General features: G+C 61.5%; 13 protein-coding genes and 1 riboswitch. Of the genes, 8 read left to right on the forward strand and 5 right to left on the reverse strand.

Annotated features, from left to right (window positions below; genetic code table 11):
* Together Q0J60_RS08415 and Q0J60_RS08420 are read left to right on the forward strand one after the other, a co-directional pair.
* Nucleotides 1-1,394: thiamine pyrophosphate-dependent enzyme (locus tag Q0J60_RS08415; protein ID WP_294440508.1), on the forward strand; the 1,394-nt coding region annotated here is incomplete at its 5' end.
* Nucleotides 1,391-2,203: a 2-oxoacid:acceptor oxidoreductase family protein gene (locus Q0J60_RS08420; RefSeq protein WP_294440511.1), complete on the forward strand. Its 813-nt coding sequence runs from the start codon at nt 1,391-1,393 to the stop codon at nt 2,201-2,203. The genes Q0J60_RS08415 and Q0J60_RS08420, both read left to right, overlap by 4 nt.
* 171 nt (nt 2,204-2,374) lie before the next feature.
* Here Q0J60_RS08420 and Q0J60_RS08425 read toward each other — a convergent pair whose 3' ends face one another.
* Nucleotides 2,375-2,866 (reverse strand): PIN domain-containing protein, encoded by a 492-nt coding sequence (locus Q0J60_RS08425; RefSeq protein WP_294440513.1) that lies wholly within the window; start codon nt 2,864-2,866, stop codon nt 2,375-2,377.
* Entirely contained in the window at nt 2,863-3,216 is a 354-nt protein-coding gene (locus Q0J60_RS08430) for a type II toxin-antitoxin system RelB/DinJ family antitoxin (RefSeq protein WP_294440515.1), read from the reverse strand. The genes Q0J60_RS08425 and Q0J60_RS08430 overlap by 4 nt, the downstream gene beginning before the upstream one ends.
* A gap of 372 nt (nt 3,217-3,588) precedes the next feature.
* On the opposite strand from Q0J60_RS08430, the gene Q0J60_RS08435 reads away from it, so the two are divergent.
* The 4 genes from Q0J60_RS08435 (at nt 3,589) to Q0J60_RS08450 (ending at nt 9,184) form a co-directional block, all read left to right on the forward strand.
* Nucleotides 3,589-4,236 (forward strand): cytochrome c3 family protein, encoded by a 648-nt coding sequence (locus tag Q0J60_RS08435; RefSeq protein ID WP_294440516.1) that lies wholly within the window; start codon nt 3,589-3,591, stop codon nt 4,234-4,236.
* Nucleotides 4,229-5,956, forward strand: coding sequence for an FAD-binding protein (locus tag Q0J60_RS08440; RefSeq protein ID WP_294440518.1), 1,728 nt, complete (start codon nt 4,229-4,231; stop codon nt 5,954-5,956). The genes Q0J60_RS08435 and Q0J60_RS08440 overlap by 8 nt, the downstream gene beginning before the upstream one ends.
* Before the next feature lie 183 nt (nt 5,957-6,139).
* Complete coding sequence (locus Q0J60_RS08445; RefSeq protein WP_294440519.1) at nt 6,140-7,588, forward strand: LuxR C-terminal-related transcriptional regulator; 1,449 nt, start codon at nt 6,140-6,142, stop codon at nt 7,586-7,588.
* 360 nt (nt 7,589-7,948) lie between these two features.
* Complete coding sequence (locus Q0J60_RS08450; protein WP_294440522.1) at nt 7,949-9,184, forward strand: phenylacetate--CoA ligase family protein; 1,236 nt, start codon at nt 7,949-7,951, stop codon at nt 9,182-9,184.
* Between the two features lie 191 nt (nt 9,185-9,375).
* Here Q0J60_RS08450 and Q0J60_RS08455 read toward each other — a convergent pair whose 3' ends face one another.
* Nucleotides 9,376-10,932: a Na+/H+ antiporter NhaC family protein gene (locus tag Q0J60_RS08455; protein WP_294440524.1), complete on the reverse strand. Its 1,557-nt coding sequence runs from the start codon at nt 10,930-10,932 to the stop codon at nt 9,376-9,378.
* Between the two features lie 57 nt (nt 10,933-10,989).
* Nucleotides 10,990-11,155: riboswitch (Lysine riboswitch) on the reverse strand.
* 337 nt (nt 11,156-11,492) lie between these two features.
* On the opposite strand from Q0J60_RS08455, the gene Q0J60_RS08460 reads away from it, so the two are divergent.
* Both Q0J60_RS08460 and Q0J60_RS08465 read left to right on the forward strand, forming a co-directional pair.
* Entirely contained in the window at nt 11,493-11,876 is a 384-nt protein-coding gene (locus tag Q0J60_RS08460) for a hypothetical protein (RefSeq protein WP_294440527.1), read from the forward strand.
* Nucleotides 11,877-12,506 (forward strand): amidohydrolase family protein, encoded by a 630-nt coding sequence (locus tag Q0J60_RS08465; protein ID WP_294440529.1) that lies wholly within the window; start codon nt 11,877-11,879, stop codon nt 12,504-12,506.
* A gap of 72 nt (nt 12,507-12,578) precedes the next feature.
* On the opposite strand, the gene Q0J60_RS08470 is transcribed toward Q0J60_RS08465, so the two are convergent.
* A complete protein-coding gene (locus Q0J60_RS08470; protein WP_294440531.1) occupies nt 12,579-13,862 on the reverse strand; it encodes a deoxyguanosinetriphosphate triphosphohydrolase family protein in 1,284 nt (427 codons plus the stop codon).
* Between the two features lie 60 nt (nt 13,863-13,922).
* The coding region (locus Q0J60_RS08475; protein ID WP_294440534.1) for a helix-turn-helix transcriptional regulator at nt 13,923-14,669 on the reverse strand (747 nt) is incomplete at its 5' end.

The following is a 14,669-nucleotide window of genomic DNA, read 5'->3' on the forward strand; positions in this document are numbered from 1 at the left end:
GCTTCAATCCCGTCGAGTCGGGCGCCGATGCGCGCGGTCTCGCGGCATCGGACGCTGAGCCCAAGAGCCCCGCGACGCATTCCGCCAAAACGCTGGGCATCGTGTGCGGCGGCGTGTCGACCGCCTACGTGCGCGAGGCGCTGGCGATGATCGCGCAAGAGCCTGCAACGCAGGAGCGTGCTCGCCTGTACGGTTCCATTCCGTATGAATTCATGCAGGTGGGAACGCCCTTCCCGTTCCCGGTGGCACGTGCAAGCGCTTTCGTGGACCGCGTGGACCACATCATTGTGTTCGAGGAGCTCGACCACGTGATTGAGGACGAGTTCGTGCGTCTCATGGGCTTGCGTGCGGCGGCGGGGCTTCCCGCGGTGCGCGTGGAAGGCCGGCGCAGCGGCGCGTGCCACGGCGTGGGCGAGAACACGGTCGAGTCGGTCGCCGAGGTTCTGCGGCGCCAGTTCGACACGCTGGAGCTGGAGGCGCGCGGCCTCGCCGGCGACGATCTTGAGGAGGAATTGGCCGCCCGCCGCATCCATCGCGTAGATCGGCAGATTGACCGCTTGGCATCCGCGCCTGCCGCGAAACTTCCGGTGCGTCCTCCTGTGCTGTGCGCGGGCTGCCCACATCGCGGCGCGTTCTACGCCGCCAAGCAGGCGGTGCGAAAGATGCGCGTGAAGGCCGTGTTCTCCGGCGACATCGGATGCTATACCCTGGGCAACGCTCAACCGCTCGATGCGGTGGATACGTGCTTGTGCATGGGTGCCGGCATCACGATGGCGCAGGGCTTGGGCACGGTTGAGCCGGGCGCCAAACAGCTTGCGTTCGTAGGCGATTCGACGTTTTTTGCCAGCGGCATGACCGGCGTGGCCAACGCGGCGTACAACGGGCATGACATCTGCGTGTGCGTCCTGGACAACTCGACCACGGCCATGACGGGCGGCCAGCCGCATCCCGGCATCGGGCGCACGCTCATGGGCACGATGAGCGAACCGCTCTCCATCGAGGCGACGCTCGAGGCGCTGGGCGTGAAGTGCATCGAGCACGCCAATCCGCATCATCTCCAGGAGAGTATCGACGCGGTGACGCGTGCGCTCGAGCACGAAGGGGTGTCGGCCGTCATCTTCCGCGCGCCGTGCGTGAATCTGGTGAAGCCCGAAGCGCCGGTGACCATCGACGCGGAGGCGTGCACGGGTTGCAAGAAGTGCATCACGAGCATCGGCTGCCCGGCCATCGGCTTTGACGTGCATGGCGCACGCGAGGCGAACGAAGAGGCTCGCAAACGTCCAGGCGTCGCAACGGTTGATCCCACGCTCTGCACCGGCTGCGGCCTGTGCACCCAGGTCTGCCCGTTCGACTGCATCAAGGCGACTGTCGATTCCAAGGAGGATGCGCGATGAAGAACATAGTGCTTACGGGAATCGGCGGGCAAGGCACGGTGCTTGCGGCGAAGATTCTGGCGCAGGCTGCTCAGGCGCGCGGTTGGCACGTGCGTACGGCCGAGACTATCGGCATGGCGCAGCGCGGCGGCAGCGTGGTGAGCCACGTTCGCATGGGTGACTGCGGCGAGCAGGTGGCGGCACCTCTGGTATCGGAAGGCTATGCCGACATGCTCATCGCGTTCGAGCCTGGCGAGGGCGTACGCATGGCTCGCATTTTGAAACCCGGCGGCGTGATGGTGACGGCATCGCGCGTGGTGCAGCCGGTTACGGCGTCGCTCTCCAAAGAGCCTTACGAGGCGAGCGCCGTGCTAGAGGCGTTGCGGGTGAAGGCGGCCTGCGTGAAAGAGGTCGCGCGCGTCGAGCCTGAGTCTGGCTCCGAGCGCACGGAGAGGCTCGCGGGTGAGGGTTGGGACGGCTCCTCGGATGTGCGGCATGGGGCTGAGTCTGTCGAGGCATCAAACGCCGTGGGCGATGCCGCGCAGGTTCCCGCTGCCGATCCGAAATCGGTTTTCGTGCCGGAGCAGGCAAGCGCCCAGGAAACCGCCTCATCCATCAGCACGCTCTACGTGGTGAATGAGGCTCCCATCCTCGAGCGCATCGGCAACGCCAAAACGCTCAACATCGTGCTGCTCACGGTTGCCGTGCATGCGGGCGTACTCGGCCTCACCCTGCAGGAATTCAAGGATGCCGTGGCCGCTTGCGTGAAGCCCCGGTTCAAAGATATGAACCTCGCCGCCATCGATGCGGTAGAAGCATTGCTCGCTTAGGTGCGGAAACCATCCAGGGCGCGGTACCTGCCGTCGAGGCGTTGCTCGCTTAGGCGGCTGATGAAGCGGCGGAGTATTGAAGGGAGCGTCGGGCTATGATGCCCCTTTTCTATGCGCACAATCGCGGTTAAACACGCGGTTGATTTTCAGCTGGGGATTATCGGGAGGCGCCTAGCGTTGTCCGATAAGCTCACAGGCTCGTTGCGGCGTTATGGCTATTGCCGGTAAGTGGGCGAGAAGCTGCTTATCGCTCGTAACAATGTAGTCCACGTTGGCGCGTTCCCCGGCGGCAATGATGAGGTTGTCTTCGAAATCGCCGTGGTCGTGCCTGAATTTGCGTGCTATCCACAGCTCGCTCTCATCGATGGGAGCCGTCGTTGCCAATTCGCTCATGTTATCTATGCAAGCCCACGCTACTTCACGTGCCGCTTCCGCTGCGCCTTCCGGCAGCTCTGCGTCTTCGGAGCGGGCCATTGTTTTGAGCGTTCTCTCCAGGAGAAAGAAAACATCCTTGGCGGTGGTGGGGGCGTAAAACAACGCCACGTGCTCGCATTGAGCGGCCTGGCGCAAGAGGCGCGTCGCGGGGTTTTCTCTTTGCGGTCTTGCCAGGTAATGGTCCATCCACACATTGGTGTCAAGGAGGAATGATAGTGCGCCCTTCATAGCGTCCCCCGTTCGCGCATGCGCTCAGTTAGGGCTTCGAAGAGAAGGTCATCATCGGATTCGTACCCGCTGCAGGCGACTGGGACGCCTGCATTGAAACGATGCATGAAAGACGCGATGGCGCGCGGGCCCTTTTCGACAAGGGCCAGCCGATGGGCGGCACGATTGTCCGCTTCATCTTTCGCGGCAGATTCCACTGAATCCAAGAGAGAGGTTATTTCCTGCGGTGCGGCAGCGTGAGTCGCGGCGAATGCCCAGAGCGCGCGTACGGCGGCAGAAGGGGTGTATCCTGCTTGAGCTAAGGCCGCATCTCCACTTGCCTTCAGCGCCGCATCCATGCGCACATTCATCTGGGCCTGGCGCGACGTCCGACTCGCGGCGGACGTCGCGCTTTGGGCGGCGATGGGAGCTCCTACTAGCGACTGACTCGACATGGCGCCTCCTTTGCTGGCGTCTCAATCGTCTCCTCTATGTATAGCATTGAATAGAAAGCTATACAAGAGCTTGTTGTTGCGCAATGCAACGAAAGGAAGGAAATCCAAAAGCTCCTGCCGTGGGTGGTTTGTGCGTCGTTGCCTGATTGCATGAAGTGCGCAAGCCCGAAACATTATCTGAACAGGCATTTCTCAAAGATTACCCCACGGGGGGCATAGCCATTTTCCTCCTTCGGATGCATTCTGACATCACGGATTCCCGACAGAATCGAAGGAAAGGGGGAGGGAATGACCGAGAACAGCAACGGCCAGGATCTCGTGCAGACCGACGCCGTCGAGCAGAACGCGGCAGTGTCCGCCGACGCCGCTGAGTCCGCTGCGGCTCCCAAGAAGGCACGCCCTAGGAAGGGCATCATCGCCGCTATCGTCGCGGTGGTGGTCATCGTTGCCGCCGGCGCGGGCTTCTGGGTGTGGCATGAGCAGCCCAGCTTCTGCAACGCCGTGTGCCACAGTCCGATGGACAAATACGTCGAAAGCTACACGTCCAACGATCCCGGCAAGCTGATCACGCAGCATGCCCAGGCGGGCGACAGCTGCCTGGACTGCCACGAGGCGGTGCTCACCACGCAGGTGAGCGAGGTCATGGCATGGGTGTCTGACAGCTATCCGATGGGCGAGGATGGCATGCTCGCCACGGGCAAGGAATTCGCCAACGAGGAGTTTTGCGCACGTCCCGAGTGCCACAGCATGAACGACATCGTGGACGCTACGTGGGGCTTCGAGGGCAATGACGCCAAGTACAATCCGCATTCCAGCCATCAGGACAATCAGCTCGAGTGCGGCGACTGCCACAAAGTGCACGAAACCAGCCAGCTGTACTGCGCCAAGTGCCATCAGCTGAATCTTCCTGAGGGATGGGAGGCCGCAAGTGAATAAGACCACGAACAACGCTGCGGGCTTCTCCCGCCGCAATTTCCTGAAGGGCGCCGGCGTCACCGCTCTGGCTGCTGCCGCTGCCACCACGCTGGCCGGCTGCGGAAACGGCTACGTCAGCACCGAGGAAACCAAGAACCCCACCACGCAGGCGCCTGCCGGCCCCAGCTGGCTGGGTGAGGCGCCCCAGATCGATGAATCCCTGATTACCGAGACCATCGATACCGAGGTCGTGGTGGTGGGCTGCCGCACCGGCGGCATTCCCGCCATCATCTCCGCCGCCGAGAACGGCGCGAAGGTGCTGGGCATCGAGCAGATGAGCGCCATCGCCGATCCGCGCGAAGACCTGGGCGCCATCGACTCCCGCTACCAGAAAGAGACCGAGAAAGAATTCCCCGAGTTCGCCATCAACAAGATGGAGGCCATGGAGGATATCGTCCGCTACGCCAACGGCTTTGTGGACTACAACCTGATCAAGCTGTGGGCCGACGAGTCTGGCGCCATGATCGACTGGATTGCCGACATCGTGGAGCGCAACGGCGAATTCAAGATGTGGCACGAGGGCTCCATCGGCACGACGGGTCAGGGTGCGCGCGACAAGGCGTGGGCGACGGGCCACAGCCCCCAGAAGCTCACTGAGGACGAGAACGTGTCGTTCGGCACCTGCCTGCGCGACTACGCCATCGAGCTGGGCGCCGAGTTCCGCTACGACACCATGCTCGTCAAGTGCGAGCAGAACGACGAGGGTCGCGTAACCGGCGTCATCTGCCAGGACGGCAACGATCTGCACTACATTCGCGTGAACGCCAGCAAGGGAGTCATTCTTGCTACCGGCGGCTATGTTGCCAACACCGAGATGGTGGAAGCCCGCCAGGCGTGGAACAACCGCCTTAAGATCAACGTTCCCGTGGGCGGCGCCTGCACGGGCGATGGCATCAAGGCTGCAATGTGGTGCGGCGCGGCCATCGACCCGCTGGGATGCGCGGTCACGTTTAACCGCGCGTGCTGCAAGCCCGACGAGGTGGCGGGCAGCGATCTCATTGGCAAATGGTTTTGGTTTGGCGAGCAGCCCTTCCTTAAGGTGAATCTTAACGGCGAGCGCTTCTGCAACGAGAGCGGTCCGTATGACTACATGCTGCACTCCGCCTACATGCAGCCGCATCACACCTATGTGGATATCTGGGATTCCGATTACGTCGACCAGGTGAAACAGCTCAACGAAGTGGGTTGCTGCCGCCTGTATCCCTTCGATAACGGGGCTCCCTCCAACATGCCCATCAGCAAGATGGCGAGCGATTTCGAAGAGCTCATCGAAGCGGGCTACATCCAGCAGGCCGACACCATGGAAGAGCTTGCCGAAAAGCTCAATCTTCCCGTTGAGGCTACGGTTGCCACCTGGGAGCGTTACAACTCTTTTGCCGATGCGGGCAAGGACGAAGACTACAACAAGGAGCCCTATCGCCTCACCAAGCTTAACCATCCGCCATATTATGGCGTTCGCACGGGTGCGTGGTTCCTGGCCACCATCGATGGCGTGCGCATCAACACCGATATGCATGCCATCACCGATGAGGGCAAGCAGATCGATGGCCTGTTCATGGTGGGCAATGATTCGGGCGGCTTCTTTAGCGTGAGCTACCCCAACCTTATGACGGGGCTGGCCGCTGGGCGCACGATGACGTTCGGACGTCGCGCCGGCATGCTGGCTGCGCAGGGCAAATAGCCAAGGCGCACATCGTGGCGGCGGGCAAATGACCGCGTTTGTCGCCTTTGCGCATGACGAACACAGCCCCCTCTTCCGCCCCGTCGGCGTTTCCGCGCCGACGGGGCTTTGGTGCGTTTCCAAGGGAATGCTGGGGTGCTGGTACAATGCTCGTGCTCGTTTAAACGCCGGGGGAGGGCGACGATGCAAACTGAAACAACAGCGGTACCCGTGGATGGGGCTTCCAAGCAAGCGACGCATCAGTTCATTCGGGTGTGCGCCGCTGCTACGTGCATTCTTTTGGCGACGTCCCTCATGAATGTGGCGGTATTCCCGCTGTTCGACCCGCTTTTCACCTATGCGCGCGATATATCGGTCGTGGCAAACGCCGTGACGCTTGTGGCGCTTGGCCTTGTGGGCACGCTCCGGCCCGCATGGTTGCACTCCGAGGCGTCGTTCCGCATCGTGGTTGTGAGCACGGTAGTAGGCTCGCTTTTACTGCTGTGGTCCCTTGCGCTTGATAACGCGTGGCTGCTCACGGTTTCGGCGTGCATCGTGGCCATGGCGCGCGGCTGGGCGATGGTGGCGGTGGGCGTTGCGGCGTCGCGCCTGGACAGCCGCCGAATCGCGCCGTGCATCGTGCTTGCCTTCGTCGCATACTATCTCTTCACGGCGCTTTTGTGGGTCATTCCCTCGGGCGTCGGCGTGCTGGCGTTTTTGATACTGCCCATGGTCGCGTTCGCGCTCGTGTGGCGCGACGCTCTTCCGGTATTCCAGGAGGTCGAGCGTGGCGAGGCACCTATCGATGTGGCGGTCACGCAGCCCTCATCGTTTCTTCCCCTGGGTAGCCAGTTGTTCGTGTGCCTGTTTTTGTTTCGTGTCGCATTCGGGTTTTCGCTTCGCTTTGGCGAGGTAGAGGGCGTGCCCCTTTCCGACTTTCTGGTGATTGTTCCCGTGGTCGCACTGGCGGCGTTTGTCCTGCTGCGACGCAGCAAGGCTCTTTCTGCTGATTTGATCACGCAGATTTCAGTGCTCTGCGTGGTGGGAGGCTTTTTCGTTTCAGCGACGTTGGGGGCGGAAGTGCGCATCGTGAGCACCACATTGCTTTCCGCAGGCAACACGCTGTTCGACATTGTGGCCTGGGTCGTGCTCATTTCGGCCGCCGCGCGCAACCGCAGGGCGTCGGTGGCGATATTCGCGTGGGGTCGCGGCGTCGCGGGCCTCGGAACCACGCTGGGTGCCGCGATTGGCGTGTGGTCAAATCAGGCGTTCGGACTTGATACGCACATGGTTGCGGCTGCGCAGGGAGCCATCATTTTGATATTTGTCGGCTATGCGCTCATCGGCTTGCGTAAGTTCAGTTTTGCGGAAACCATCCAAGGCGTGGCGCCCGTTGTCGAAGCGGCGGCCGAAACGCCCGAGGCGCAGTTCGAGAATCGGTGCCGCGAGGTAGCGCAGCGCTACGGTCTGACTGCACGCGAATTGGAAGTGTTCATGATGCTGGCGCGCGGACGCGACCGCACCTATATCCAAGAGCAGCTCACGATTTCGCGCAACACGGTAAAGGCGCACGTGAAGCATATCTACGCCAAGCTGGACATTCATGCTCATCAGGATTTGATTGACCTGGTGGAGAGGGGCGACGGGGCGTAAGACAACGCGCTTATTCTGCCTTTAGGAAGATGCGCCCTTGTGGCAACGAGGCGCAGCGTGGTACTCGGCAGGATTTTACGAGCGCTTAACCGTTCCGCATTTCAAACTATCGCACTTTAGCATACAATAGCGCCATGACGAATCGCATCGACATATCCTTTGCATCAGCCGTGCGCATGGGCGCGGCGGGTCGATGGCTTTAGCTTCAAGTCCTCCGTGGGCTTGAAGTGCCTTAAGGCTGCGAAATCTCGCAGCTCTGCGCTTCCTTTGCATTGCCCATGCGTGGCAGCATTCGGGCAAGCGCCTCCTCTTTCGCACCGCTCAACGACCGCAGTGCCGACACCCGTCGAAAGGATTACCATGCAGCTCACCGATACCCAATTTGACCTGCTCAAAAAAGAGTTCGCAACCCTGAAAGACCGCTCGCCGTTCTACGCGCGCAAATTCGCCGACATCGATTTGACCGACGTTCAAACCCAGGACGACTTCGAGAGGCTCCCCTTCTCCGAAAAGGCCGATTTGCGCGAGGCCTATCCTCTGGGAATCCAGGCCGTGCCTGATGAGGAAGTCGTGCGCATCCACTCGTCCAGCGGCACCACGGGTACGCCGGTCATCATCCCTTACACCGCGCAGGACGTGTCCGACTGGGCCGACATGTTTGCCCGCTGCTACCACACCGCCGGCATCACGCCGCTCGACCGCATCCAGATTACGCCGGGCTACGGCCTGTGGACGGCGGGCATCGGCTTCCAGCTGGGATGCGAGCGCCTGGGCGCCATGGCCATCCCCATGGGGCCGGGCAACACCGAGAAGCAGCTCAAGATGATGCAGGACCTTAAGAGCACGGTCATCACGGCCACGAGCTCCTATGCGTTGCTGCTTGCCGAAGTCATCACCGAGCGTGGGCTGCGCGACCAGCTGTATCTGCGCAAAGGCGTCATCGGCAGCGAGCGTTGGGGTGAGAAGATGCGTTCCCGCATCGCCAACGAACTGGGCATCGAGATTTTCGACATCTACGGCCTGACCGAGATTTACGGCCCCGGCATCGGCATCTCGTGCAGCGAACACCATGGCATGCACATCTGGAGCGACTACCTGTACATCGAAATCGTGGACCCCAAGACCGGCGAAGTGCTGCCCGACGGCGAGACGGGCGAGCTGGTCATCACTACGCTGCGCAAGCAGGGCGCGCCGCTCATCCGCTATCGCACGCACGACATCACGCGCATCATTCCCGGCACCTGCGCCTGCGGCTTGGAACATCCGCGCATCGACACGCTTACCGGCCGTACCGACGACATGTTCAAGGTCAAGGGCTGCAACATGTTCCCCGCGCAGGTGGAGGAAGTGCTGGCCATCACCAACGGCGCAAGCTCTGAGTATCAGGTGATGATTGAAAACATTAGCGGCAAGGACATCCTCACCGTGCTGTTCGAGACGCCGCTCGAGGGCGAGGCCAAAGAGAAGTGCGAGCAAGAGCTGGCGATGATCTTCAAGGCGAAGATCGGCTGCACGCCCGATGCCGTGGCCGTGCCCATGGGCGAGCTGCCGCGTTCCGAGAAAAAGACCCAGCGCATCTTCGACAGCCGCTACTAGGGGTCGGGCTTGATTCGTAGAGCGATTCATGGGCGCCTTGCCAGGTTGGCGAGGCGCCCTTCTTGATGGCTCCGGACACTGATTGAGATAGATTACGTGTTGACATAGCCACATAGACGAAGGCCCGCCATCGGGGATGATGGCGGGCCTCAGTGTCTTGATAGGCTATGTACTGGGCTTTCGGGCAGGTCTTACTGTCCTTCCGCCAGCCTTTCCACGCTGGTGTGCTCGGCGCGCGGAATGCCCTTCACGCTCTTGCCGATGGTCTTCTTAAGCACCAGCAACGTGCCTATGGTGAGCAGGATGCCCAGCGGCAGGCAGATGAACGCGTTCTGCACGAAGCCGGCGATGATGAACATCACGAACGAGATGCAGCACAGCGTGATCACGTAGGGCAGCTGCGTGGACACGTGGTTGACGTGCAGCATACTGGCGCCTGCCGACGACATGACCGTGGTGTCCGAAATGGGCGAGCAGTGGTCGCCCGCAACGGCGCCGGCCAGAACGGCGGAGATGGCGACGATGCGCAGCGAGGGGTCGTCCACGAAGATCGGGATGATGATGGGCAGCAGGATGCCGAAGGTGCCCCAGCTGGTGCCCGTAGAGAAGCCCAGGCCCAGAGCCACCAGGAAGATGACGGCGGGCAGCATGTTGAACAGCGCGGGAGCGGTGCCTTCCACCAGGCCGGCGACGAACACGTCGGCACCCAGCAGGCTGGTCATGTTCTTCAGCGACAGGGCCATGGTGAGCACCAGGATGGCGGGAACCATGGCGTTGAATCCGGAGACGAACGAATTAGAAGCGGTGGTCAGCGTGTGGATGCGGCGCGCGATCAGGTAGAGGAACGTGAATGCCACGGCGATCAGCGAGCCCCACGGCAGGGCGGTGAAGGCGTCGGTGTTGGCGAAGGCCGCAACCACGTCGCCGTTGGCATCGCCGCCGAAGAAGCCGCCCACGTACAGCATGGCGCCGATGCAGCACACGATGAGCACGATGATGGGCAGAAGCATATCCCACAGGCTTGCCTTGGGGTTGTCGGCGACGGGCGTCTCGTCATCGAGGTTGCCCAGCTCGCCGTCGCGCCATGCGTCAAGTTCGGCCTTGGCCATCGGACCGTAATCGAAGTTCAACACGATGATGCCCACCACGAACACGATCATGAGCAGCGAGTAGAAGTTGAACGGAATGGCCTCGATGAACAGCTGGATGCCGTTCATGTTGAGGTCGGACGCCACGCCGGACACGGCCGCCGCCCACGAGGACACGGGGGCGATCATGCAGATGGGGGCTGCGGTGGAGTCGATGATGAAGGCCAGCTTGGCGCGCGAGATGTTATGCGTGTCAGTAAGCGGGCGCATGACCGAACCCACGGTCAGGCAGTTGAAGTAGTCGTCCACGAAGATCAGGACGCCCAACACGAACGCGGCGAGCTCGGTGCCGATGCGCGACTTCACGTGCTTGCCGGCCCAGCGGCCGAACGCCACGGCGGCGCCTGCGGAGTTCACCAGCGCGACCACCATGCCTAAGAGCACCAGGAAGATGAAGATGCCTGCGTTCTCGGCAACCGCGGGAATGAGACCGTCGTTGATGATGGCATCAAGCGTGCCGATGGGGTTGAGGCCCGAATACAGCAGGGCGCCCATCAGGATGCCGACGAACAATGAGATGTAAACCTCTTTGGTTACGAGTGCCAAGACGATGGCGACGATTGCCGGGAGCAAAGCCCAGCCGGTATTGACGAATTCCACGCCCAATCCTTTCCGCGTTGAGCGTAGACATGATCGAACGCCAAGCGTTCGGCGTTCGATCATGGCAGCTCTCCGCATTCGCGACAGTCCGCGGCATGTTCTGCCGCGGCCCAGTACCGTGCGGACGGGGCATCCGTACGGCCTTCGGCGCCATCCCCTTTCGCCCCACGCCGCCCCGGCGTCAAGCAAGGCTACTGATGAAAGGCGCGCCTCTACCTATGAGGAGGCATAATAGCAAAAAAGGAAAGTATTGTTGTCCGGAAACGCTGTTCAAGGGCGTTTGTGCCCATTTGCGCCCGTAGTCGGTCGGTGCCGAGGGTGGTGCGTGCACTTCTTCGTTTTTGCGGGTTTCGACTATTTTTGCAATTTTCGACTTTTTTTTGCGAGTTTCGACCCCCGGTCTGACGTGGTGCTTTGTCGAAATTGACGTCATCGGATGCGCTTGAGCGCATCGATTGGCTCGGTGCTGGGCAGGGTTTGTGTTCGCAAGCGGCAGGTTCTTTGCGATTGGTGAGCAAGGAGCGCTATGATGTCAGCTTAGCGCAACTGAGGGAGGAATCGTGACCTGGCAAGTTCATACGACGCATGAGAGGCGCTATCCCGATCAGGGATGGACGATGGACGCGTGCGTTGCAGAAGATAAAGAATGGCGCATGGCGGACCCCGAGGGGCATCCCGATGCTGACGGCTGGCCCATCTGGCATTACCGCTACAGCCGCCCCGACGAGGGATCGGGCTCGGGCATGCTGCCGCAAGGCCCCATTCTCGATTTCCACTGCCATTGCTGGGTTGATTCGTTCGCGCCGCGCATGCGCGCCTATTTCGAGAACTCGTTCGGTATTACGGTGTTCGACCCCGGTACGCTTGACGGCTTGGCCGAGCGCCGCGCACGCTTAGGCGTCACGCACTCGGTGGTGCTTCCCGTGCCTACCAACGAACGCTAGGTGCCGCAGTTCAACGTATGGCTGCAAGATCATCTGCACGATGAGGGAATTATCCCGTTCATGGGCGTGTATCCGTGGATGGATGACCCGGTGGGTGAGATTCGTCGCTGTGCTGAGCTGGGGTTCAAGAGCATCAAGCTCCACCCGGTGAACCAACGCTTCCGCATGGCGGATCCGCGCATGTATCCTATATATAAGGCCGCAATCGAAGAAGGCATGGTGATTCTGTTCCATACGGGGTCCGGCATCGACTATCCCACGGTGGGCTCTGACTGGGATTGCTCAACGCCTGAAATCGAGTGCTATTTCGATAAATTCCCCTATGAGCGCACGGTACTTGCGCACTTTGGCGGTGCGATGGACTTCCATCATTTCCCCGAGATTTATCCCGAGTGGCCAGGGTATATGGACACGGCGTTCGAACTGGGCCACAAGCCCAACGAGTTCATTCTGGAAGCCATCCGCTCGTTCGGCGCTGACCGCATTCTCTTCGGTACGGACTCGCCCTGGGAGGACACGGCGGACTTCCTCACGCGCATGGCGCACATCGGCTTCACCGAGGAAGAGCAGCGCGCCATCCTCTACGACAACGGAGCGCGCCTGTTGGGTCTTCCGCCGCGCGAGGTATAATCCGGACTGTTGTCTGGGGAAACGAAGCCGGCAGGCAACGCTGCCGGCTTTTGTCATTGGGGCAGGGAAGGCCTAGTGAGACGGCGTGTAATCCATGCCGTCGAAGTAGTCGCGGAACTCCACGTGATGTGCGCTGTTGGGGCATATGAAACGGTGCGCCGCCAGGAAATACTCATCAGTCATCGCGGCGAGGTAATCCACCACAATCTGATGTGGCTCTTCCTGACGATAGGGGCGCTCGTCCTCATAGATGCGGCGCTGGCGTTCGATACGTTCGATGTGATGCTTGAACAGCGGTGAGCTTTCGTTGCCTGCGCGCAGGTCGACCAAGAGCTGCTCGTAAAGCTCCTCAAACATGGGACGAATCTCGTCTTCGTAGATGTCGCCCTGGTCGCCCGCCAAATAGATGCGCTCGTAATTCTCTGCCTTGGCGGTCTTGAGGCTTTGGAACGCGTCTTCGCTCATGCTGATGCAGTCCTGCATGTAGCTGTGCTCCACGATGTCCACCGTGAGATTGTTGATGATCTGCGCGTTCTGCACGCCCACCACGCCCTCGGAGAAGTCGCGGTCATCGCCGAGGGCGCCGGTGTTCATGGCGTCCTGGCGGTCTTTGCCCACGTAGGCGATCATATCCGAGATACGCACCACGCAGCCTTCCAGCGTGGAGGGGCGCAGGTGTCCGATGGCCTGCTCGTCCACGTAGCACGCTTCCATTTGGGCATCGAAGGCATCGAAATCATGCACATCGCCCAGGCGAAACACCTTCTGGCTGCTTTCGCCGTTGTGGCACAGGATGCCGTCGAGCGTCTGCAGGCTCACGTTGCGTGCGTAGAGGTGATCCATCACGCGCGCGCTGTGCACGTTGTGATTGAAGTAGCGTCCGGTATCGGCGTGATAGAGGTCGTTCAGAATGTGCTCGCCTGCATGGCCGAACGGCGTATGCCCCAGGTCATGGCCCAAAGCGATGGCTTCGGTGAGGTCGAGGTTCAGGCCCAGCAGCCGCGCGATGGTGCGAGCGGTGCGTGCTACCAGCTGCACGTGCAGGCCGCGACGGCTGATGTCGTCGTTGCGCACGAAGCTGAACACCTGGGTTTTCCCGGCGTAACGGTTGTACGGCGGCACGTTGATGATCTTGTCGATGTCGCGCTGGAACGGCGGGCGGTGGATGCGCGGCGACATGTCGCGCGCGGGGTTGCGCCGCACGACGGCGGAATCGGGCGTAGCGAAGGGATTGGCCTTGCCCGCCGCCTGGTCGGCATTCCACTGCTCGATGAATTCAGGGCTGAAATTGTGATAGCGTTTGGCCTCTTGCCTGGTCTCCCGCTTGGGGTCTTTCGCGGACGTTTCGTTTGCCATAATGCGCTCCTGACGTGCTAAGACGGTATTGTTCGCGGCCAGTATACGCCAAAGGTCTCGCTATGCTGGCGACGTGTGCTCCAGCACCGCCAAAAGCTCTTGTTTCTTGCTCACGCCCACCTTGGCATAGATGCGCTTGATATGCGTGCGCACGGTGTTTTCCGATATGAATAGCTCCTCCGCAATGGCGGGGCCGGTGCGTCCGCGGCCGAGCAGCTCCATGACCTCGGTCTCGCGCGCCGAAAGGCCGTATTCGTCGGCCACGTGGCGGCACTGCTTGGAAAGACGGTCGATAACCGGGCCGCTGCTGTGCCAGCGCTCGGCGTGCGCATCGCCTTTTTCGTGGGCGGAGCCGAACGCGGTGAGGGGGTCGCGCTCGCCAGAGGGGGCATTCGTGTCGAAGGGATCGCGCTCGCCGGAGGGTTCGCGCATGTCGAGGGGCCTGCGTGCGCCAGGCTGGCCGTCCTCATCATGCGCGCGGCTCTCATCCGGGGTGCTCGCCTGCGGCTCCACGTCAATCACCTGCACGACGTTCGTGGCAACAATGCGCGGTTCGGGCGCGGGCCTCAGCCGTTTGGGTGAAGGCGCCAGAAACTCAAGGCGCGTGGTGTGCAAAGGCCGGCTCTGCCCGGCGGCGAGCGATGCCACCAGCAGCACGAACAGCGACACCACCGCCACTGCCGAAAGCTGTCCCACGCCCAGCGCGCCGTTGCCCTCGGAGGCGTACCCCACAAAATATCCGGCAATCTGGATGGCGTACACCACAGCGCCGAACATCGCGTAGATGAACACCGGGTTGATGCCCGA

This window comes from uncultured Slackia sp., assembly GCF_944321625.1.
Classification (GTDB): Bacteria; Actinomycetota; Coriobacteriia; order Coriobacteriales; family Eggerthellaceae; genus Slackia.

Excerpts from the sequence above, each read along its gene's own strand:
- Q0J60_RS08425 (WP_294440513.1), bottom strand. The coding sequence starts at position 2,866 with ATGAAGGGCGCACTATCATTCCTCCTTGACACCAATGTGTGGATGGAC.
- Q0J60_RS08450 (WP_294440522.1), top strand. The coding sequence starts at position 7,949 with ATGCAGCTCACCGATACCCAATTTGACCTGCTCAAAAAAGAGTTCGCA.
- Q0J60_RS08420 (WP_294440511.1), top strand. The coding sequence starts at position 1,391 with ATGAAGAACATAGTGCTTACGGGAATCGGCGGGCAAGGCACGGTGCTT.
- Q0J60_RS08430 (WP_294440515.1), bottom strand. The coding sequence starts at position 3,216 with ATGAATGTGCGCATGGATGCGGCGCTGAAGGCAAGTGGAGATGCGGCC.
- Q0J60_RS08470 (WP_294440531.1), bottom strand. The coding sequence starts at position 13,862 with ATGGCAAACGAAACGTCCGCGAAAGACCCCAAGCGGGAGACCAGGCAA.
- Q0J60_RS08445 (WP_294440519.1), top strand. The coding sequence starts at position 6,140 with ATGCAAACTGAAACAACAGCGGTACCCGTGGATGGGGCTTCCAAGCAA.
- Q0J60_RS08435 (WP_294440516.1), top strand. The coding sequence starts at position 3,589 with ATGACCGAGAACAGCAACGGCCAGGATCTCGTGCAGACCGACGCCGTC.